Origin of the sequence: Deinococcus multiflagellatus (genome assembly GCF_020166415.1) — a bacterium.
Classification (GTDB): domain Bacteria; phylum Deinococcota; class Deinococci; order Deinococcales; family Deinococcaceae; genus Deinococcus; species Deinococcus multiflagellatus.
Genome location: NZ_JAIQXV010000013.1, coordinates 112,238 through 132,083, shown reverse-complemented (window position 1 = coordinate 132,083; position 19,846 = coordinate 112,238). Strand labels below are relative to the sequence as shown.

Genomic DNA, 19,846 nt, shown 5'->3' with positions numbered 1-19,846 from the left:
ACAAGGAACGCAATAAGGTGGAGCGCCTGGTCAACCGCTTCAAGAGCTTTCGGAGGATCGCGACTCGTTATGACAAACGGGCCCGCTGTTTTCAAGCCTGGCTGACGATCGCTTCCATCTTGCTGTGGTTGTGAGGCTCAGTCCATATCTGTCATGCACAGCAGCCACAGGCGCTTCTTGAAGCTGTCCAAGCCAATCCAGGTCCCATCCCATGGACCACCAGAAAACCAGGGTGACCAATCCTGTACGGAATGATGAAACCAGTGGTACCGCAGGTCACCCTGAAGGGCATCGACGGCCTGCCCAGCGATTGACTTCGCCTGACGGAGGGACCCTTCGAATGACCGGTAAGGGCCACCTGAGAACACAGCGCGTGCCAAGCTTGCTTCCAGGTCGAAGACATCCACGACAGTGCCGGTGATGGCCGGTTCCATCGCGTCGGGGAGCTCAAGTACAGGGAGCACTCGGCGGACCTCAGGATGCGCTAGGAATCCATTGGGCAGATCGAGCGGCTGTCCGGTGAGATGACGATGCTCAATAAAATGATCGAGCACAGGATGGTTTTCGTATTGAAACCAGGCGAAGAGCGCGCCACCGTTGAGCCGCGGAGTCTCTAATCTTCGAAGGAGTTCGTCCACGGCCTGCGGCTGGTCGGGAATATGGGTGAGCTGCAAATCACGCCACATCTGGTCAATGGCATGTGGCCGAGGAATCGACATGCGTCCATCTTGCAGGACGTTTGCCGGATTGCTTCACTGACTTGGCCTACAGACCCTAGAACCGGGCCAGCGCGCTAGCATGGGGGCTCGCATGACCCTGAGCGCGCTGCTGTTGACCCTGGCCCTGGGTGGCCCCACGCTGAACGTCACCGTGGCCGCGCCCCCCGGCCTGAGTTTCAGTGCGCTGACGCCGTCCACAGTGTCGGTGGTGGTGGGTGACCGTGAACAGGTGGCCGCGCTGCGGGGCGTGCCCGACCCCACAGCCCCCGAGGCCTACACCCGCCTGCTGCCTGCCCGCCTGACCCTGCCGGCAGACGCGCGGGGCCCGGCCACGGTGCGCCTGCGCCTGTTCCTGTGCGACAAGACGCGCGGCCTGTGCACCGTGCAGGAGCAGGTGCGCCGCGTGACCCTGACGCCGGGCCGCCCCCTGACCGTGGCGTTTACGCCGACCCAGAACCGCTGGCGACCATAGGGGCGAAGGGAATGGGGTCGTGCTTGATCGAAAAACGCCCCACACCCTGAAAGTGTGGGACGCGCCGGCAGCGGCTTTGGGCCGTTCAGCCCGCTTCTGTCAGCGTTCGCCGCGCACGTAGGGGCGGCCCAGGGCGGCGGGGGCGTCGCCGGCCTGCCCGCGCACCCCGGCCAGCGCCAGCACGACCAGCACCAGCACAAAGGGCATGGCGCTGAAGACCTCGGTGGGCACCGGGCTGCTGCCCTGCAGGCGAAACTGCAGGTAATATAGGAAGCCGAAAAACAGCGCGCCCAGCACCGCCCGCAGCGGTCGCCAGCCCACAAAAATCACCAGGGCCACGGCGATCCAACCCAGGCCCGCCGTCATGTTGTCCGCCCACGAGGACCGGTAGGCCAGCGACAGAAAGGCGCCCGCCAGCCCGGCCAAGGCGCCGCCCCCCAGCACCGCCAGCACCCGCACCAGTGCCACATTCACGCCCAGCACATCGGCCGCCGCCGGGTTCTCGCCCACCGAGCGCAGGGTCAGCCCGGCCCGCGTGGCCGACAGCCAGAAAGCCAACCCCGCCGCCAGGGCCAGCGCGGCCACGGTAAACGGGCTGAGGGCCACGCCAAAGACCGTCCAGTCGGGGACCTTGTTAAAAAGGGGCAGCCCTTCAAAGCGCTTGCCCAGCAGGCCGGCGGCCCCGGTGCCGATCAGGGCCAGCGCCAGGCCACTCACGAACTGGTTGGCCCGCAGCGTCACAGTGGCCAGCGCGTGCAGCCCCGCGAGTAGCGCGCCCGCCGCCATCGCCGCGCCCACCGCCATCCACAGGTTGGCGTCTGGGGCACTGGCCGCCACCGCAAAAGCGGCCAAGGCGCCCACCGCCATCAGTCCTTCCACGCCCAGGTTCACCACCCCGGCGCGTTCATTCAGAATCGCCCCCAGACAGGCGAGCAGCAGCGGCGTGCCCACCGCCAGCGCGCGGGCCAAAGCTTCGAGAATCAGGGTGTCCATGTGGGGGCTCCAGGAGGGGAAGTGGGGTGTAGGAAGTGGGAAGTGGGAAAAGAGGGAAGCGGGGGGCAGGGTGCGGTGCGCGGGAGGGTTGGGGCTTGACAGGCCCGCTGGGCCGCATTAGGCAGTTTCACTGCCATCTGCCATCTGCCATCTGCCATCTGCCATCTGCCACCCCCTACCCCCGGCCCCACACCACGCGGTGGCGCACAAAGACTTCGCCGGAAATCAGGCACAGCAGCATGACGCCGCTGAAGATATCCACCACGCGGAAGGGCAGGTTCAGGTCAATTTTCAGGAGGTCGCCGCCAGCCAGCAGCACGCCCATCAGCGGCGCGGTCAGCAGGCACAGGGCGGGGTGACCGCGCGCCAGCCACGCCACGATCACGGCCGTAAAGCCGTAGCCCAGGCTGATCTGCCCGGCTTCCAGCAGGCGGTGGTGAATCCCGGCCACCTCGCCCGCACCGGCCAGCCCGGCGAGGCCGCCCGTCAGCAGGGCCACCAGCGTGGCGACACGCGCCGCCTTGAGGCCGGCGTAGCGCGCCGCGCCGGGGTTCTCGCCCACCACACGCAGGGCGTAGCCGAAGGTGGAGCGCGTGAGCAGCCACTGCAGCCCCAGCGCCAGCGCCACGCCCAGCACCAGCGTGGGCCAGTGCACCTGGGTGCCGCTCAGGGTGGGCAGCCACGCCTGCGGGGCAAAGGTATCGGTGTAGATGTACCCGCGCACGTCCTTGCCCTTCCAGGGCCCGGCAATCAGGTAGGTGACCAGCGCGGCGGCCACGTAGTTCAGCATCAGGGTGGACAGAATCTCATTGACATTCACCCGGCGCAGCGCCGCCGCGATCAGGGCCCAGAGGCCGCCGCCCAGAAAGCCCGCCGCGAACATGGCGGGCAACAGCAGCGGGCCGGGCAGCGGCACAAACAGCGCGGTGCCCGCCGCGAACACGGCCCCCAGGAGCAATTGCCCCTCAGCGCCAATGTTAAAAAACTGCGCCCGGAAGGCCAGCGCCAGCCCCGAGCCGATCAGCAGCAGCGGAATGGTGCGCCGCGCGACCTCGGCCAAGCCCGTGGGGTCGCCCAGGGTGCCGCGCAGCATGGTGCCGTACACCGTGCCCGGCGCCTGCCCGGCCAGCCCAAAAACCAGCGCGCACAGCAGCAGCGCGGCGGCCACCGAGGCCAGGGTGACCAGCGCGGCGCGGGCCGGCGAGGGGGTGGTCAGCGGCACGAACCTCATGCGCCCACCCCCTGCTCGTTGCCAGATTGCTGGGCTCCAGGGAGGCTGTGCGGATGCGCGCCGCCCATCAGGAGGCCCAGCGACTCGCGGCTGACCTCGGCGGCGGGGTAGGGGCCGCGCAGCTGGCCGCCCACCATCACCCCCACGCGGTCCGAGAGACTCAGGAGTTCATCCAGGTCCTCGCTGACCAGCAGCACGCCCGCGCCCTGCTCGGTACGCGACAGCAGCGCCCGATGCACCTGATCGGTGGCCCCGATATCCAGGCCGTAGGTGGGGTGCACGGCCAGGATCAGGCGGGGCTGGCCCGCCAGTTCGCGCGCCAGAATCAGTTTCTGAATGTTGCCGCCGCTCAGCAGCCGCACGGGGGTGTGCAGGCCCGGGGTGGCCACCGCGTAGGCCTCGACCTCGCGGCGGGCGCGCTCGTCGGTGGCTCTGAGGTCGCGCGCCAGACCCCGGCCCAGGGGCGGGCGGTCATAGTCGCGCAGGGCCAGATTCTCGCTGACGGTCATGGTGGGCACGGTGCCGCTGTGCAGGCGGTCTTCGGGAATGTGGGCCACACCCGCCTGGAAGCGCTGGGCCGCGTCTCCGGTCAACGGCTGGCCGTCCAGGGTCACGTGGCCTGCGGCGTCCCGCAGGCCGGCGAGCACCTCCACCAGTTCGCTCTGGCCGTTGCCCGCAATGCCCGCCACGCCCAGCACCTCGCCCGCGCGCAGCTCAAAGGACACGCCGCGCAGCACCTCCAGGCCCCGGGCCCCGGCCGCGCGCAGCCCCTGCACGCTGAGCAGGGTGGGGGCCGTCTCTGGGGGCGCCCCGGTGGTCCGCTTGCGCGCAAAATCCACGCTGCGGCCCACCATCAGTTCGGCCAGTGCCTCGCGGGTGGCGCCCGCCGTGCTCAGGCCGCCCACCACCTGCCCCCTACGCAGCACGGTCACGCGGTCGGCCACGTCCAGCACCTCGTCGAGCTTGTGGGAAATGAAAATCAGGCTGTGCCCGCCTGAACGCAGTTCGCGCATCACCCGGAACAGCCCCTCGGCTTCCTGCGGGGTCAGCACACTGGTGGGCTCGTCCAGAATGAGCACGCGGGCGCCGCCCAGCAGGGCGCGCAGAATCTCCACCCGCTGCTTTTCGCCGGGCGAGAGGTCGGCCACCCGGGCCTCTGTGCGCACCTCCAGCCCGTAGCGCGCCGAAAGTTCCCCCAGGCGCGCCGCCACCTGCCGCGCCGGAAACAGCCCGCGACCCGTTCCCAGCGCCAGATTCTCGGCCACGGTGTGCCGTGCCACCAACAGGGGGTGCTGCGGCACCAGCCCAATGCCCAGCCGCCGCGCCTGCGCTGGGCTGCCGATGCGCACGGGCTGGCCCTGCACCTCCAGCGTGCCCTCGTCGGGCTGATACAGGCCGTACAGCATGGAAATCAGGGTGCTTTTGCCCGCGCCGTTCTCGCCCAGTAGTGCCAGCACCTCGCCGCGCGCCACGGTCAGGTCCACGCGGTCGTTGGCCACCACGCCGGGAAAACGCTTGGTCACGCCGCGCAGGCGCAGGGCCGGGGGCCCCCCTTCGTGCAGGGGCGCGTCGGGTGGGGGCGGGGCTGGGGGCACACTCACGCCCGCCATCCTGGCACAGCGCCCGCGTGCCGGTCACGCCCAGGGTCGTGCAGGGGAGGGGGGAAAGGGCGGGCGGGGCCTGCGCCGGCCGGGTTGTTCAAGGGCGTCAAGCAAAGAACCCCGGAGTCGCCCCCGGGGTTCCAGACCTCCGCGCGGAGCGGTCCAGTGTTCTATGGGTGAGCAACAGCGGCGCGGGCGGAGCCAGTCTCTAAGTCTCGCCTCAGCGCCAGGGCGAGGCACTGGCCTCTACGGCCCTCCGCTGTGCGCTCAGTACACCGGGGTGCCGCTGGGAAACGTGACCACGTCGGCCAGCCCGTCCGGGTCCAGACGCACGATAAACCCGGCGTCCTCGCGGTAGGCCATGCCGCTGTCCACCGCCAGGCACAGGCGCCCGGCGTAGGGAATGGGGGCCCCGGCGCCCAGGGTGGGGCCGTGCAGGTGCTCGTCGAGCAGCACATAGACCGGCGTGTGCCCGTGCACGATGCGCTGGCCGCCAAAGGTGCCCAGCATCCGCCGGGCCTTGGTGTCGCCGCCGCCCAGCACAAAGGCAAAGCGCTCGGTAAAGGCGTTCAGGAACACCCCCCAGTCGTCGGGGTTGGCGTGGGCCAGCACCGCACGCACGCTGGCGTTCACGTCGTCAATGGTGCCGCCCATCTTCAGGTACACCATGGAGTCGGCGTGCACCAGCAGCCAGTCGCCCACCCGCAGCATGGCGGGGCGCTCGGCCAGCCAGCCCAGCTCGGCGGGCTCGATCTGGTCGGCGTCGCGGGGCTGGCCGCCGTTTTCCAGCCAGTATTCGCGGAAGCCCAGGCGGTCGTGGGGGTCGCCCTGCTTGAACACCAGCGCGGCCAGGAACATCACCTCGTGGTTGCCCAGCAGCGCGCTCACCTGCCCGCCCGCCGAGCGCGCCTGCCCTTCCAGGCCCCGGATCAAGCGGATGACGCCCACGCCGTTGGGGCCCCGGTCCACGTAGTCGCCCAGAAACACGAGGTGGGCGTCGCCGCCCGTCCACTGCCCGCCAAAGTCAATCAGGCCCGCGCGCAGCAGCAGGGCGCGCACCTTGTCGTAGGCGCCGTGGATATCGCCCACCACCCACAGCGCCTTCACGCGCCGCCCCCAACTAGGCGCGGCGTCACGCCGGGGCCCCTGCCTGACCGCTTCTGTTCCCGCTGAAGGCCGCTGTGCACATGCCGGAGTCTACCCCCCGGCGCGCCTGGGGGGGCCTCATACGCCCCCGTCCTCGTCCTCGGGGGCCGCTTCGCCCTGCGGCAGGGTGCGCCACTTGGTCATGCGCTCGGAGATATCGTCCTGAATGCGGCGCACGTTCGTTTCCAGGCCCGAACGCGCCGCGTCCAGCTGGTGGCGCAGGCGCATGATCTCTTCCACGCCCGCCAGATTCACGCCCAGTTCCTGGGTGAGGCGGCGGATCTCGCGCAGGTGCTCAATGTCGCGCTCGCTGTACAGCCGCGTCTTGCCGCTGCTGCGCCCCGGGCGGATCAGCTGTTTGCGCTCGTACAGCCGCAGCGTCTGGGGATGCATGTCCACCAGTTCCGCCGCAATGGAAATCACGTACACGGGCCGGTCACGCGGGTCCAGGCGGCCGTCCGGGGCGGGCAGGGCGTCCGGGCGGGCGGCCTGCTGGCGCAGTTCCCCCTCCAGGCGCTCAATTTCGGCCTCGAATTCGCCCTGCAGGTCGTCCAGCTCGTGCTGCAGGCGCATGACCTCTTCCACGCCGGCCAGGTTCACGCCGAGTTCCTGGGTCAGGCGGCGGATCTCGCGCAGGTGCTCAATGTCGCGCTCGCTGTACAGCCGCGTTTTGCCGCTGCTGCGCCCGGGACGGATCAGGCCCTTGCGCTCGTACAGCCGCAGCGTCTGGGGGTGCATGTCCACCAGTTCCGCCGCCACGGAGATCACGTATACGGGCCGGTGTTTGGCGTCAGAGGGCATAACGTCCCTTGAGTATACCGGAGTCAGTTTTGCTGCGGCGCCCCGGCGGGCCGGGTGTCGTGCAGGCGCCGCACATCCACCGCCAGCGCGCCCTGCACGCGCACATACATGCTCTCGAAGGCGTGGTCAAACAGAATCTCCCGGGCCTGGTAGCTGGTGCGGGCCAGCACCGGCTGCTGCGAGGTTTCGTCGGTGGCGCGCAGCACCACCAGCAGCTCGGCGTCGCGGGCGTGCAGGTCGGCCTCGCTGAGCCCGGCCACCGGGGACTCGTGGTCCAGGGGATGCACCACCGTCCAGGCCAGGGGAAAAAGGGTCACGCGGGTGCGCTCCAGCTTCAGGGGGTAAAAGTGCCGCTTGGCCGCGGGGCCTGGGCCCTCGCGCAGCGCCAGCACCACCTCGGCCTGCACGTCGCTGAGGTTGCTGTGGCGCCCGTTGACCAGCCGCAGCATCAGACCCTGGCCGCCCTGGTACGGCGCGACCACCGCCCAGCGGCTGAACAGCAGGCGGTGGGTGGGCCGCGAAAAGCGCGCGAACAGCATCCCCGTGACCAGCGCCACGGCCATCAGGCCCACAAAGGCTTCCAGCGTCACCAGGGCGTCGGCGGCCAGGGCGACGGGATACACGTGCCCGAAGCCAATGGTCCCGAAGGTCTGCACGCTGAAAAAAAAGGCGGCCATGAAGCGCTCGGCGGCCCCCACAGGCTGCTCACTCAGGGCGCCTGGGCCCAGCAGCCAGTAGCCGCAGGCGAACAGCAGGTTCAGCCCCAGGTACGCCGCCAGACTCAGGGCAAAAAAGGGCCCCCAGCGCATGCCCAGCAGCACGGTGTACGGGTCGTAGGCCGCCCAGCCCAGGCCGATCCGCCGCGCGGTGAACTGTCCGTCGCGGCGCAGGAACCGGGGTTCGGTCTCGTAGGCCCCGCTCAGGCCCAGGTCGTCCTCGCGCGGCGCGGGGCCGGGGGGGCGCGCTCGGGGGCCGCTCATGGCGCGCAGTGTACCCCGCTATCATTCGGCCCATGACCTCTGCAGACCTCAGCGCGCTCCTGAACCGTGAGCAGGCCCAGGCCGAACTGTTTGACCTGCTGCGCATTCCCTCCGTCAGCGCCGACCCCACGCGCGGCGCCGACATGGCCCGCGCCGCCGAGTTCCTGCGCGCCAAGCTCGCGGCCCTGGGCTTTGCGGCCCGGGTGGACGCCACCGCCGGGCACCCCGTGGTGTACGCCGAGCACCTGCAGGCCCCCGGCAAGCCCACCGTGCTGATTTACGGTCACTACGACGTGCAGCCCGAGGCCCCGCTGGAAGAGTGGGTGACCCCGCCTTTCGAGCCCACCGTGCGGGACGGCCGCATCTACGCGCGCGGCAGCACCGACGACAAGGGGCAGGCGTATGCCCACGTGAAGGGCGCTGAACTGCTGCTCTCGCAGGGTGAGCTGCCCGTAAACGTGAAATTCCTGCTGGAAGGCGAGGAAGAGATCGGCAGCCCGAACCTGGAAGCCTACCTGCGCGAGCACGCCGCCGAACTGAAGGCCGACGTGATCCTGATCAGCGACGGCAGCCGCTTCGCCCCGGACGTGCCCACCATCACCTACGGCGTGCGCGGCCTGAGCTACGTGGAAATTCACGTGCAGGGGGCCAACCGCGACCTGCACAGCGGGTCATACGGCGGCGCGGCGCCCAACCCCATCAATGCGCTGTGCGAGATCATCGCTCGGCTCAAGGACGACCAGGGCCGCGTGACCATCCCCGGCTTCTACGACGGCATTGACGAGCTGACGGCGGACGAGCGCCAGATGTGGGCCAGCCTGCCCCACAGCGACGAGGCTTTTGCCGCCAGCATCGGCGTCCCGGCGCTGCCCGGCGAGGCGGGCTATTCCACCCTGGAGCGCCTGTGGGGCCGCCCCACGCTGGACGTGAACGGCATCTGGGGCGGCTACCAGGGCGAGGGCTCCAAGACCGTGATCGCCGCCAAGGCCGGCGCCAAGGTCAGCATGCGTTTGGTGCCCGGCCAGGACCCGGAACGCATCACCGGGCTGATTGCCGACTACGTGCCCAAGATCGCCCCGGCTGGCGTGAGTGCCAAAGTCGTGCCGCACCACGGCGGGCGCCCCTTCAAGTTCGACCTGAACAGTCCCTTTAACAAAGCCGCCAACCGCGCCCTGAAGCGCGTGTACGGCCGCGAAGCTGTATTTGCGCGCACCGGCGGCAGCATTCCGATTGTGGCGGCCTTCAACGACATCCTGCAGGCCCCGGTGCTGTTCGTGGACCTGGGCCTGAACGAGGACGCCCCCCACAGCCCCAACGAGAGCTTTGCGGTGCAGGACTACTTCAACGGCATTCTGACGAGCGCGTATCTGCTGCAGGAGCTGGGGCAGTGACAGGAAGCGGTGCGCGGTGTGCGGTGCGCGGTCACTGCGTCCCGCGTCCTGCCGCCTGCAGCCCTGGCGCGGAGCGCCCATGAACCTCGCCTTCCTCGCCTCGCACGGGGGCAGCGCGGCGCGGCACCTGACCGAAGCGTGCCGGCGCGGTGAGCTGCAGGCGGCGCCGGTGGCGCTGGTGAGCAACAACAGCCGCAGCCCGGCGCTGGCCTGGGCGCAGGCGGCGGGGCTGCGCACGGCGCACCTCAGCAGCGCGAAGTACCCCGACCCCGCCGAACTGGACGCCGCCATCCTGGACTTTTTGCAGGACGCGGGGGCGGACACGCTGGTGCTCAGCGGTTATATGCGCGAGATCGGGCCCCGGGTGCTCTCGCACTTTGCGGGGCGGCTGCTGAACATTCACCCCAGCCTGCTGCCGCGCCACGGCGGGCGGGGCATGTACGGCGACCGGGTGCATGAAAGCGTGCTGGCGGCCGGCGACACCGAAAGCGGCGCCACCGTGCATCTGGTCACCGCCGGCATTGACGAGGGCCCCATGCTGGCGCAGGCCCGGGTGCCCGTGCTGCCGGGCGACACCCTGGACACCCTGAAAGCCCGCGTGCAGGCGGTGGAAGGCGACCTGATGCTGCGCGCGGTGCAGGCGCTGGCGGCGCAGGCGGCCGTGCGGGCCACGCCATGAAACGCAAGGTCTTCGATCTGCGGCAGTGGGCGCGCGTGCGGCGCTGTACCGAGAGCGTGCTGCGGGTGCCCGGCCACGTGATCGTGGATCTGGCGATTCATGAGGTGACGGCCCCCAAGGACGTGCCTTTCGGGGACCAGACCATCCGCGTGGTGGACCAAGGGTACCGCTGGGTGCGCGTTCACCCCACCGGCAGCGGCGAGGGCGTGCCCGGCAGCGCCCTGAGCGCCATGCTGGACGAGGGCGGGCGGCTCATGCAGCTGTACGTGGACCTCCACGGCGGCGAGGGGCTGACCGACTCGGGGCTGCCCTGGCATGACGACCTGTATCTGGACGTGATTGCCAACTGGGTGGTGGACGGGCGCGGCCACGGGCAGGTGACCGAAGCCCACATCATTGACGGTGAGGACCTGGACGACGCGGTGCGGGCGGGGCTGGTGGACGCCGCGCAGGCCGGAGCCACCTGGGCCCACGCCGAGCAGGTGCGCGCCGAATTGCTGGCCGGCACCTACCCGCCGCTGGCCGTGCTGCGGCGGTATCTGGAAGACCCGTACACCTGAGCCGAAGGGTGGAGCCGAGGAGAGAGGGCGCCGCTGAAGCAGGGGCGCCTTGTTTCATGTCTGTGGGAAGGGGGAAGCAGAGGCTGATAGGGATTCCGGCTGATGTGTTCTGGAAGAACGGGTGAACCTGACCGGAGGGGCTTGCAGAGCGGCGCAGCAGAGCAGGAATAACGGGGACGGAGAGGGGTGGATGCACCGGAGCGCAGAGGCGGTCACGGATGATTTGGAAGCCGGATGAAGGGGGCGCGTTCCAGCCATCGAAAGCAGCCCGGCGCTTGTTGCTGACGCCGCTCCATCAAAGGTCGGCCCCGTTCCCGGTCGCTTTTTGGTGTTGACCGCCTTCGCCTTTTCCCTCAGTGGCGGGGGGCGCTGGTGCGGGTCATGGCGCGCGCCGGGTGCAGGCCGCGCACCACCCGCGTGGCGGCGGCCACGCAGTTGCGCCCGGCGGCCTTGGCGCGGTACAGCTGCTCGTCGGCGGCGCGCAGCACCTCGGCCCGGCTGCCGCTCAGGGGGGTCAGGCCGCCAGAGACGGTCACGCTTTCGCCGTGCAACTGGGCGCGGGTGGCGACCTCCAGCTGCACGCAGCGCAGGATGTGCTCGGCCACGGCGAAGGCGGCGTCTTCGCAGCACTCGCACAGCACCACCGCGAATTCCTCGCCGCCCAGCCGGTACACGCCGTCATTGGCCCGCACCGCCCGGCGCAGGGTGGCCCCCACGATCACCAGCACCTGATCGCCCACCTCGTGCCCGTACGAGTCGTTGACCTGCTTGAAGTGGTCCAGGTCCAGCATCAGCAGGTAGGCGGGCGGGCGCGCGTGGGCAAAGTCCTCTTCAAAGCGGCGGCGGTTGGCGCAGCCCGTCAGACTGTCCAGGTACGCGAGGCCTTCGAGGTGCGAGGTGCGCTGGGCCGCGCGCAGGCGCCCCTGCAGAATGCTGTGGGCCACCACCAGCCCGGCGCTGCTGAAGAGGGTCAGCGCCCCGTAGGTCAGCAGGGCGTCCGTCAGCGGGCGCTGAGCCAGGGCGAAGCCGGCAAAGACCGACAGATTCGCCACCGCGAACACGCGCAGCGGCACCCACCACTGCCGCCGCAGGTCGTCGTCGGGCGACCAGGGCACGCGGCGCAGCCACCCCGTGTTGCTGCCCGCCAGCACCGCCACCAGCACCAGATTCAGCAGGGCCGGGCCCAGGCCGGCGCCGCCCAGCAGCCAGCGGTAGACCGCCAGGGGCAGCGCCACGGCCAGTCCCGCCAGGATGCCGTAGCGCTGCGCGGCCAGCGCGACCACCACGCTGCGGAAGTCCAGCAGCAGCCCAGGGCCCACGGGCACGGTGTTGTACATGAGCAGCAGCCCCAGCCCCGAGGCCCCCAGGAGACTGAGAGGGAGTAAGCGGGGCTGGGGGGGTCCGGGGCGTTCCAGCTGGGCCAGCAGCAGCACGCCGGCCATCAAGAGCGCCAAATTCAACAGCAGTTCATTCAGCATGCCTCTCCCGCTGGGGAAAGAGGTTTAGGGCCGCACGCCCAGGCGGCGTGCGGCGCACAGAGCAGCGCAGAAGACGGCAAGAGGACGCAGAAAAACAGAAACAGTAAACGCATGAAGCCTGCCGAAAACGGGGAAGAAGGTGGGAAAAAGCAGACAATGCGCTGGAGTCCTGAGAAACGACGAACACCGGTAGGGCCGTGAATCTGACCCCAATATGAATGCATCACATCGCCCCGCACTCTGCTTTGAGAAAAGGATCAGTTTCCTTTCATGAGCGGCTTGAGCTTCTGCGGTCCTTGACGGAAGCTCTCTGTCTGCACGAAGGACCGCAGGAGGAAGGGCCATGTTCAAGCCCGGTGAGGTGGAGGCTGGAAAAACGTCGTCTGGAACGCCAGGGCTGCTCACCCCTCTTTTGCCTGATCTGCTTATCAAGGCCCATGCCCGCGCCGCCGCTCTGCATGGCCCCGCAAGGCGCAAAGGCGCCGTGTTCACCCGAGACACCTCAACTGTTGAAGCTGGCCGCCCTGTTGACAGCCACGGTTGCCGGGCCATTGCACCTGAACGGTGCGGCGGGCAGCGAATCCCCAGTGCCTTTCTGGAGGCTCCAGAGGGAGGCTGTGTGCTACAGGACGGCGCTGATACCAAAGCCTCTGGGGAAGAGTGAAGGGCTGCTGTTCCATCGTCGTTCCGTCTGTTCTCGTGTGCGCTCTCCTGCGGAGCTCTCTGAATCTGCGGTGCGGCGCGGCGAGGCCGCTCGTCCCTTGCCTTCTCCCCATCTGCGTGCCGGATGAGGGGGCACCGCTGTTTGCGCCTCCGGCTCACCCGTATACTTGGACTGAGTTCAAATTCACCCGGAGGTTTCCCCCATGACCCAGTCTGCCGCCCTGCCCGCCTTTGCCGCTGCCGCCGTGAAAAAAGCCTTGCACGACATTCCCATGAACGCCACCGTGGGCGTGCAGATTACCGATGTGGGCGTGGGCTGGGCCACCGGGCAGGCGCCCGATACGGCGCCCTTTCGCAACCACCTGGGGACCATTCACGCGGGCGTGCAGTTCCTGTTGGCCGAGGCCGTGAGTGGCGCCGCCTTTGCCGGGGCCTTTGCCGCGCAGCTGATGAGCGCTGTGCCCCTGATTGAGAAACTGGAAACCCACTACGTGAACCGCGCCCAGGGCGACCTGACCGCCCGCGCCGAGGTGGCCGACCCGGCGACCCTGCCGGGCGCCCACGCCGACTTCGCCCGCGAGGGTAAGGCCCGGCTGGTGGTGAACGTGACCGTGCAGGACGGCGAAAGCAAGGACGTGATGCGCGCGGTGGCGCACTGGTATATCCGGGCGCGCCCGCAGTAGGGGGAGTGGGGTGTAGGCAGTAGGAAGTGGGAAAAGCCCTTTGCCTCCTCCGACCTCTGCGTAGGGCGCTTCGTGGCCATTTCGTATTAGCCTGCGCGCATGTCTGTGCTGCTGCTGGACCATGTTGCCATCGCCACCCCGGACCTGGACGCTGGGGCCGCGCCCTATGAAGCCCTGGGCCTGAAGGTCGAAGGCCCCGACGAGGAGGTGGGCACCCAGGGCGTGCGTGTGCGGGCCTATCAGGTGGGTGACACCTTGATTGAACTGCTCACCCCCACCCGCCCGGACAGCCCCATTGCGGTCTTTCTGGACAAGCGGGGCGCGGGCCTGCACCACACCGCCTACCGCGTGGCCGATCTGGACGCCGAAATGGCCCGCCTGAAGCTGGGGGGCGCCCGCTTTCTGCAAGAGGCCCCGGTGCCGGGGCGGGCGGGCACGCGCGTGGCCTTTTTGCACCCCAAATGGGGCCAGGGCACCCTGATTGAGCTGGTGGAGCACCCGCACGGCGGGGGGCACGATTGAGCGCGCGCCCCCGCCCCGGCTGGTGGGTGCCGGCGCTGGTGGTCATGGTCCTGATCTGGTTCTTCAGCAGCCAGCCGCAGACCCCCGGGCCCCGGCTGGTGCATCCCTGGGACTGGGCTGTTCATTTTCTGAGCTACGCGGCGCTGGGCCTGTGCGTGGCGCGGGCCACCGGGCGCCCGGCGGCGGCCCTGGTGCTGTGTGCGTGGTTTGGCGCCCTGGACGAGATTCGCCAGGCGTTCGTGCGGCCCCGTGAAGCCGGGAGCACCGACTGGCTGTGCCCTATTTCAGTCGGGTAAGCTTGCAATTCTGGCTTTTATCTACCATTCCAGAATTTAGATAGAGCTTTATCGCAGGCTGGCTTTCATCAATGTAAATACTGGTTCGGTCCACGTTAAACGAACCTCCACTTTCAAAAAATGCCCCGCGTAAACTCTCACCCACCTCTATCCTCTTTGGACTTCGAACAAGGCAAGTTCTAAAGCGTAGAGTTTCATTTTGAATGAAAGGGGATTTTCTGGACTCCAAGAGCGAAGCAGCAGCGTAGCTATTGCTGCTCTGAAGCGGCTTATAGACAAAGGATACAAACGTGTTGATATCATTTCTTTGAAAGAAATCTAGAGTTTCGGTACTCGACTGGACAAAATCATACACGGCCACTTCTTTACGACCCATATTCCTGGCTGGAAGCCGGAATTTTTCTTTCCAAACCGGTAAAGTCCAGTTCGGTCGAATAGTAAGTGGCTCTGCTCGCCACGCAACCTCCCACTCTTGGTCTATATGGAAAATGGGATCAACCACAGGTGCCGAAGTCTCAGTCGCCATCGGCGCACACCCGACCATCACACCACTGAACGCAAGAGCAGGAACGAAAAACATCTTCATCTCAATGTTATTCAAGCATGAGGTGGCCGACTTTTCATCCAGAGCCGGCAAGAGAAGAGGCTGAATACCCGTCAAAACTGGGTATGAGGGTATAGAGAGTTCGCCAGGACGCCGGCGATAATGAGCGTGAATACGAATTGACGCGATGGGCATCAGGGACCAAGGTCGAAGAACTTCAAGGTGTGGTCCAAGACGCTCACTGTCTCTTTCAGGCGTAGGCTGAGGTATGTCTTGACCTGTGCCCAGCGCAGTCCCGTACCGGCCAGGCCCAGAACGCAGACTCAATACACTTTCCTGCAGCGCCGCCTTCGTCCTTGCAACGCGGATCCACCTGCTTAGCATTGACCTTCGGTGGGGTCAGACAGGTGCCGGATTGATCGCCTTTGACGCCAATCTCAGTTCATCTCACATAGCACGCGGAAATCGTACATATATGCAGGTTGAAGCTCATACTTGACGATCCTGCCGTGCAGGGCGCGCCACGCGTACGAGTTGAGGCCGTGGATTGTGAAGCCATGTCGTGCCCTTTGGAATGTGCCGCGTGGCGCGCGTTTGAAGGTCGAGACGGGCAGCGGCTCTGAAATCACCGCAACGAAGTTTAGTTTCTGGACGTTGGTCGCGCGTTGCTTGATGACCGGTGTCAACCGCGCCGACCGCATGCGGGCCTGGGGCGCTGAGATGCAGTAAGGGCAGGCATTGGGTTTGTGCAGGCGCCACCAGCGGCTGAAGTGCGGCACCTTGTACAGCTGCTGGAGAAGCGCGGCCGTGACCAACGCTGCATCCGTGACGCTCTCGTATCGGTGCATCAATGTTGGAGGAAGGTGCGGTGCAATCCAACGGGTGAGGCGCGTGACAGCAGCAGGGAGTGGCCGTACAGTGACATCGCGACGGCCCATGATCACCGTCCCAATCACTTTTTTGGGCGTGGTTGTCGACCCTTATTCGTGATCAGTAGACGGTTCTCTATCGTCGTCTCTGACTTCTGGTATGGTCATCCAACTGTCGCCCCAGCCAACTGCGATGGGCGACCAGCTCAGCGTTGGGGGCCGGGCTTCATCTGCGGACCATAAGGTGGTTAACCGCCTGCCTGGTTGTGAACGCAGCCTGCCTAAATGTCTTGCCCACTGCCCACACCCCCTTTTTCACCTCTTCTGAAGCCTGCAGGCGCCGTTGCAGTTTTGTCAGAGGCCGCGCTCTAGGCTTTTTTTTATGACCACCCTGCCGCTGACCCCACCTGCGCACGCCAGCCACGCGGCGGCGTTGCAGGCGGCGGTGACCCAACTGGAAGGCGTGATTCTGGGCAAAAGCACCCAGATTCGCCTCGCGCTGACCTGCCTGCTGGCGCGCGGACACCTGCTGATCGAAGACCAGCCCGGGGTGGGCAAGACCACGCTGGCCCAGGCGCTGGCCAGGACCTGCGGCCTGTACTTTCGCCGCGTGCAGTTCACGGCCGACCTGCTGCCCGCCGACCTCACGGGCGTCTCGGTGTGGGACGCGCCCAGTGCGTCCTTCCGCTTTATCGAGGGCCCGGTGTTCAGCGAACTGCTGCTGGCCGACGAGATCAACCGTGCCACCCCCCGCACCCAGGGCGCGCTGCTGGAGGCCATGGAAGAGCGGCAGGTCTCCGAAGGCGGCGTGACCCGGCCCCTGCCGCAGCCCTTTTTTGTGATTGCCACCCAGAACCCGGCCGCGTTCGTGGGCACCAGCCCCCTGCCCGAAGCGCAGCTGGACCGCTTTCTGATGACCGTCACCCTGGGCTACCCCGACGTGCGCGCCGAGCGCCTGCTGCTGGAAACCGGCGGGCGCAGCCTCTCGGTGCGCGACCTGCCTGCCGTGCTGAGCGCGCCCGTGCTGCTGGCCATGCAGGCCGAGGTGGACCGGGTGCATGCGGCGGCCCCGCTGCTGGACTACCTGCAGGTGCTGGCCCGCGCCACCCGTGAGCACCCCGCCCTGGCCGGCGGCCTGAGCCCACGCGGTCTGCTGGCGCTGCTGGCGGCGGCCAGAGGCTGGGCGTATCTGGCCGGGCGCAGCATGGTGCTGCCCGAGGACGTGCAGGCGGTCTTTGTGCCGCTGGCCGCCCACCGCCTGAGCCTGCGCGACCCCGCCACGCCGCTGCCGGGCCTGCTGGAGCGGCTGCTGGCCGACACGCCCATTCCTTGAAAGGCCCCGTTGTGGCGGCGCCCCCCCTGACCCTGCGGCCCACCGGCTTCGGCGTGGCCTTTTTGCTGCTGATTCTGCTCACCCTGGTGGGCTGCGTGAACTACGGTCTGAGCCTGGGCTACGGCCTGACCTTTCTGCTGGGCGGCGTGTGGGTCATGACCGCCACCCAGGCCCTGCGCGCGGCGCGCGGCGCCGTGGTGACCCTGCGGCCGCCGCCCGGTGCGATCGCCGGGGGCGAGGCCCTGGTGCAAGTGGCGCTCAGCGGCGGGGGCGACGGCGCCCTGGGCCTGACCCTGCGGGGCGGCCCGCGCCCGGTGACTGGAACGTGGCCGCTGGTGGGGGGCCCGCTGGAGGCCACCCTGGCCCTGCCCGTGACGCACCGGGGCCCGCTGACCCTGACGGCCACGCCGCAGGTGTATGACCGCCTGGGGCTGTGGCGGGTGCCACTGCCTGCCCCCGAATCCCTCACCCTGCTGGTGCACCCCGCGCCCGAGGTGGGCGCCCCGCCCGCCCCGGCGCGCACCCTGCCCGGCGCGGGCGAGGGCGCCGGCCGCACCCGGGGCGACGAGGACTTTGCAGGGCTGCGGCCCTACGCCCCCGGCGACTCGCCCCGGCAGGTGTCGTGGCGGCATGTGGCGCGCACCGGCGCCCTGCTGACCCGCGAAACCGACGCCCCGCAGGGCCGCGCCCGCCTGCTGGACTGGGCCGATACGGCCGGGCCCCCGGAAGCCCGGCTCTCGCGCCTGAGCGCCTGGGTCACTGAACTGGGACGCGCGGGCGTGCCCTTTGCCCTGCACCTGCCCGGCGCGCAGCTGCCGGTGGGCCAGGGCGAGGCCCACGCGCTGGCCGCGCAGCGTACCCTGGCCCTGCACGCCCCGCTGCCCAGCCAGGAGACGGCCAGGGCGGCCCCCACCCCCGAAGCGCCCAACCCGGCCGCCCTGCGCGGCACGCTGCTGGCGCTGGCGGTCACCCTGGCCCCCACCGCCCTGCGCGCGCCGGTGTGGCTCAGCGCGGTGGTGGCGGCGCTGCTGGTGCATGCCCTGTGGCGCACCCACGCGGGCCCGGCCGCCCCCCGGCCGCCCCTGCCCACGTGGCTGCTGGGCCTGCTGGCGGTGGCGGGGGGCGCCGCGCTGAACGCCGTTTACGGCACCCTGCTGGGCCGCGACGCGGGCACGGCCTTTCTGGCGCTGCTGCTGGCCCTCAAGGTGGCCGAGAGCCGCAACCGCCGCGACGGCCAATTGCTGGTGCTGCTGGGCCTGTTTACCACCAGCACCCACTACTTTTTCAGCCAGGGCCCCCTGACCGCCGCGCACACGGTGCTGGCCTCGGCGCTGCTGCTGGCCGCTGCCCCCGCGTGGCGCGCGCCGGGGGCGGCGCCGGGCCGCTTTGGGCTGGACCGCCCCGCCCTGGGCCGCGCCGTGACCCTGCTGGGGCTGGCCGCGCCGCTGGCCCTGGCGCTGTTCGTGCTGTTCCCGCGCCCGGCCGCGCCGCTGTGGCAGCTGCCGGTGCAGGGGCAGGCGATCTCGGGCCTGTCGAGCGAAATTCGCGCCGGGGAATTCAGCAACCTCGCCCAGAGTGACGCCGTGGCCTTCCGCGCCGAGTTCCAGGGCGAGGTGCCTGCGCAAAACAGCCTGTACTGGCGCGGCCCCGTCTACGAAGCCTACGACGGCCAGACGTGGCGGCAGGTGCGCGGCAGCCGGGTCAGCCCCAGCGTGGAGGCCACAGGCCAGGGGCAGCGCTACACCCTGACCCTGGAACCCAGCGGTACGCCGTGGCTGCTGGCGCTGGACGCCCCCAGCCGCGTGCCGGACGGGGCCTTTGTGTCCAGTGCCTTTCAGGCCGTGACCTTTCGCCCGGTGACCACCCGGCGGCGGGTGGAACTGGAAAGCCGCCCGGCGCTGCTGGGCCGCCAGGAGGACCCCGCACGGCTGAATTTCAACCTCTTCCTGCCGCAGGGCCAGAGCCCGCGTGCGGCGGCGCTGGGGCAGTCCTGGCAGAGTCTGCCCCCCGAAGGCCGGGTGCAGGCGGCCCTGAATTATCTGCGCCAGGGGGGCTTTACCTACACCCTCTCGCCGCCCACGCTGCCGGCCCAGGACCGCATTGACGCTTTCCTGTTCACCAGCCGCACCGGCTTTTGCGAGCACTACGCCGGGGCCTTTGCCTTTCTGATGCGCGCCGCTGGCCTGAGTGCGCGGGTGGTGGGCGGCTACCAGGGCGGCGAACTGAACCCCCAGGGTGACTACCTGATCGTGCGCCAGCGCGACGCCCACGCCTGGACCGAGGTGTGGTTGCCGGGCCAGGGCTGGGTGCGGGTGGACCCCACCGCCGCCATTGCCCCGGCGCGCGTGCAGGCCGGGCTGCAAACTGCCCTGACCCGCCCGAACGCCACCGCGCCGCTGGCCCCCAGCACCCTGGGCCGGCTGCGCCTGCGCCTGGACGCCCTGCAAAACCGCTGGAACGAACTGGTCGTGGACTACGACGGCGAGCGGCAAGCGGGGCTGCTGGCCCGCGCGGGTCTGGGTGGGGTGGGCCAGCCTGCCTACCTGCTGCTGCTGCCGGCGGTGGTGGCCCTGACCCTGCTGCCAGCCCTGGCCCTGCTGCGCCGCCGCGCCGCGCCCGCAGACCCGGCGGCCCGCGCCCTGCACGACCTGGGCGCGCGCCTGGGGGAACCGCGCGCCCCAGGGGAGACAGCCGCCGCCTACGTGGCCCGCCTGGGGGCCCAGTGGCCGGACCAAGCAGCGGCGCTGGGCGAGGTGCTCCGGGCCTACCACGCCGCGCGCTACGCCCCAGGTGATCCGGCAGCTGCGCTGCGCACGCTCCGCGCGGCGGCCCGGCGGGTGCGCCCCGGGGGCCGAGTCACCGTTGGGCGGCGCCGCGTCCCGTAG

The 19,846-nt window shown here is 69.1% G+C and carries 18 protein-coding genes and 1 pseudogene; 9 read left to right on the top strand and 10 right to left on the bottom strand.

Going from position 1 to position 19,846, the window contains the following annotated elements; all coding sequences use genetic code 11:
* Nucleotides 1-137 precede the first annotated feature (137 nt).
* Nucleotides 138-719, bottom strand: a complete 582-nt coding sequence (locus tag K7W41_RS15305; protein WP_224610221.1) for a hypothetical protein — start codon at nt 717-719, stop codon at nt 138-140.
* A gap of 91 nt (nt 720-810) precedes the next feature.
* Between K7W41_RS15305 and K7W41_RS15300 the strand changes: the two genes are divergently transcribed.
* Complete coding sequence (locus K7W41_RS15300; protein WP_224610219.1) at nt 811-1,191, top strand: hypothetical protein; 381 nt, start codon at nt 811-813, stop codon at nt 1,189-1,191.
* 99 nt (nt 1,192-1,290) lie between these two features.
* Here K7W41_RS15300 and K7W41_RS15295 read toward each other — a convergent pair whose 3' ends face one another.
* The 6 genes from K7W41_RS15295 to K7W41_RS15270 form a co-directional block, all read right to left on the bottom strand.
* A complete protein-coding gene (locus K7W41_RS15295; RefSeq protein ID WP_224610217.1) occupies nt 1,291-2,184 on the bottom strand; it encodes an ABC transporter permease in 894 nt (297 codons plus the stop codon).
* A 175-nt stretch (nt 2,185-2,359) separates the two neighbouring features.
* Nucleotides 2,360-3,415, bottom strand: a complete 1,056-nt coding sequence (locus tag K7W41_RS15290) for an ABC transporter permease (protein ID WP_224610215.1) — start codon at nt 3,413-3,415, stop codon at nt 2,360-2,362.
* Nucleotides 3,412-5,016 (bottom strand): ABC transporter ATP-binding protein, encoded by a 1,605-nt coding sequence (locus K7W41_RS15285; protein WP_224610213.1) that lies wholly within the window; start codon nt 5,014-5,016, stop codon nt 3,412-3,414. The genes K7W41_RS15290 and K7W41_RS15285 overlap by 4 nt, the downstream gene beginning before the upstream one ends.
* A gap of 267 nt (nt 5,017-5,283) precedes the next feature.
* On the bottom strand, nt 5,284-6,123 hold the full coding sequence (locus tag K7W41_RS15280; protein ID WP_224610212.1) for a metallophosphoesterase: 840 nt from the start codon (nt 6,121-6,123) through the stop codon (nt 5,284-5,286).
* Between the two features lie 117 nt (nt 6,124-6,240).
* On the bottom strand, nt 6,241-6,963 hold the full coding sequence (gene hspR, locus K7W41_RS15275; RefSeq protein WP_221088391.1) for a heat shock protein transcriptional repressor HspR, fused homodimer type: 723 nt from the start codon (nt 6,961-6,963) through the stop codon (nt 6,241-6,243).
* 23 nt (nt 6,964-6,986) lie between these two features.
* Nucleotides 6,987-7,943 carry an ion channel gene (locus K7W41_RS15270; RefSeq protein WP_224610210.1) on the bottom strand — a complete coding sequence of 319 codons (957 nt, stop codon included), beginning with the start codon at nt 7,941-7,943 and terminating at the stop codon, nt 6,987-6,989.
* Between the two features lie 32 nt (nt 7,944-7,975).
* On the opposite strand from K7W41_RS15270, the gene K7W41_RS15265 reads away from it, so the two are divergent.
* The 3 genes from K7W41_RS15265 (at nt 7,976) to K7W41_RS15255 (ending at nt 10,573) form a co-directional block, all read left to right on the top strand.
* Nucleotides 7,976-9,334 (top strand): dipeptidase, encoded by a 1,359-nt coding sequence (locus K7W41_RS15265; protein ID WP_224610209.1) that lies wholly within the window; start codon nt 7,976-7,978, stop codon nt 9,332-9,334.
* A 79-nt stretch (nt 9,335-9,413) separates the two neighbouring features.
* Nucleotides 9,414-10,013, top strand: a complete 600-nt coding sequence (gene purN / locus K7W41_RS15260; protein ID WP_224610208.1) for a phosphoribosylglycinamide formyltransferase — start codon at nt 9,414-9,416, stop codon at nt 10,011-10,013.
* On the top strand, nt 10,010-10,573 hold the full coding sequence (locus tag K7W41_RS15255) for a DUF402 domain-containing protein (RefSeq protein ID WP_224610206.1): 564 nt from the start codon (nt 10,010-10,012) through the stop codon (nt 10,571-10,573). Before purN ends, K7W41_RS15255 begins: the two co-directional genes overlap by 4 nt.
* Before the next feature lie 353 nt (nt 10,574-10,926).
* On the opposite strand, the gene K7W41_RS15250 is transcribed toward K7W41_RS15255, so the two are convergent.
* On the bottom strand, nt 10,927-12,051 hold the full coding sequence (locus K7W41_RS15250; protein WP_224610204.1) for a diguanylate cyclase: 1,125 nt from the start codon (nt 12,049-12,051) through the stop codon (nt 10,927-10,929).
* A gap of 866 nt (nt 12,052-12,917) precedes the next feature.
* Here K7W41_RS15250 and K7W41_RS15245 point away from each other — a divergent pair.
* The 3 genes from K7W41_RS15245 to K7W41_RS15235 all read left to right on the top strand — a co-directional run bounded on the left by K7W41_RS15245 (nt 12,918) and on the right by K7W41_RS15235 (nt 14,215).
* Nucleotides 12,918-13,397 carry a DUF4442 domain-containing protein gene (locus K7W41_RS15245; RefSeq protein ID WP_224610202.1) on the top strand — a complete coding sequence of 160 codons (480 nt, stop codon included), beginning with the start codon at nt 12,918-12,920 and terminating at the stop codon, nt 13,395-13,397.
* Nucleotides 13,398-13,496: 99 nt separating this feature from the next.
* Nucleotides 13,497-13,919, top strand: coding sequence for a methylmalonyl-CoA epimerase (gene mce / locus K7W41_RS15240; RefSeq protein ID WP_224610200.1), 423 nt, complete (start codon nt 13,497-13,499; stop codon nt 13,917-13,919).
* Entirely contained in the window at nt 13,916-14,215 is a 300-nt protein-coding gene (locus K7W41_RS15235) for a VanZ family protein (protein WP_224610199.1), read from the top strand. The genes mce and K7W41_RS15235 overlap by 4 nt, the downstream gene beginning before the upstream one ends.
* Here K7W41_RS15235 and K7W41_RS15230 read toward each other — a convergent pair.
* Both K7W41_RS15230 and K7W41_RS15225 read right to left on the bottom strand, forming a co-directional pair.
* The gene (locus K7W41_RS15230) at nt 14,199-14,876 is read right to left on the bottom strand and encodes a hypothetical protein (RefSeq protein ID WP_224610197.1); all 678 of its coding nucleotides are present in this window, start codon (nt 14,874-14,876) and stop codon (nt 14,199-14,201) included. The two genes, K7W41_RS15235 and K7W41_RS15230, sit on opposite strands and share 17 nt — an antisense overlap.
* A 77-nt stretch (nt 14,877-14,953) precedes the next feature.
* Nucleotides 14,954-15,697 (bottom strand): annotated as a pseudogene (locus tag K7W41_RS15225) (IS982 family transposase).
* A 313-nt stretch (nt 15,698-16,010) separates the two neighbouring features.
* Between K7W41_RS15225 and K7W41_RS15220 the strand changes: the two are divergent.
* Nucleotides 16,011-16,961: an AAA family ATPase gene (locus tag K7W41_RS15220; RefSeq protein WP_224610194.1), complete on the top strand. Its 951-nt coding sequence runs from the start codon at nt 16,011-16,013 to the stop codon at nt 16,959-16,961.
* Complete coding sequence (locus tag K7W41_RS15215) at nt 16,958-19,846, top strand: transglutaminaseTgpA domain-containing protein (RefSeq protein WP_224610191.1); 2,889 nt, start codon at nt 16,958-16,960, stop codon at nt 19,844-19,846. Before K7W41_RS15220 ends, K7W41_RS15215 begins: the two co-directional genes overlap by 4 nt.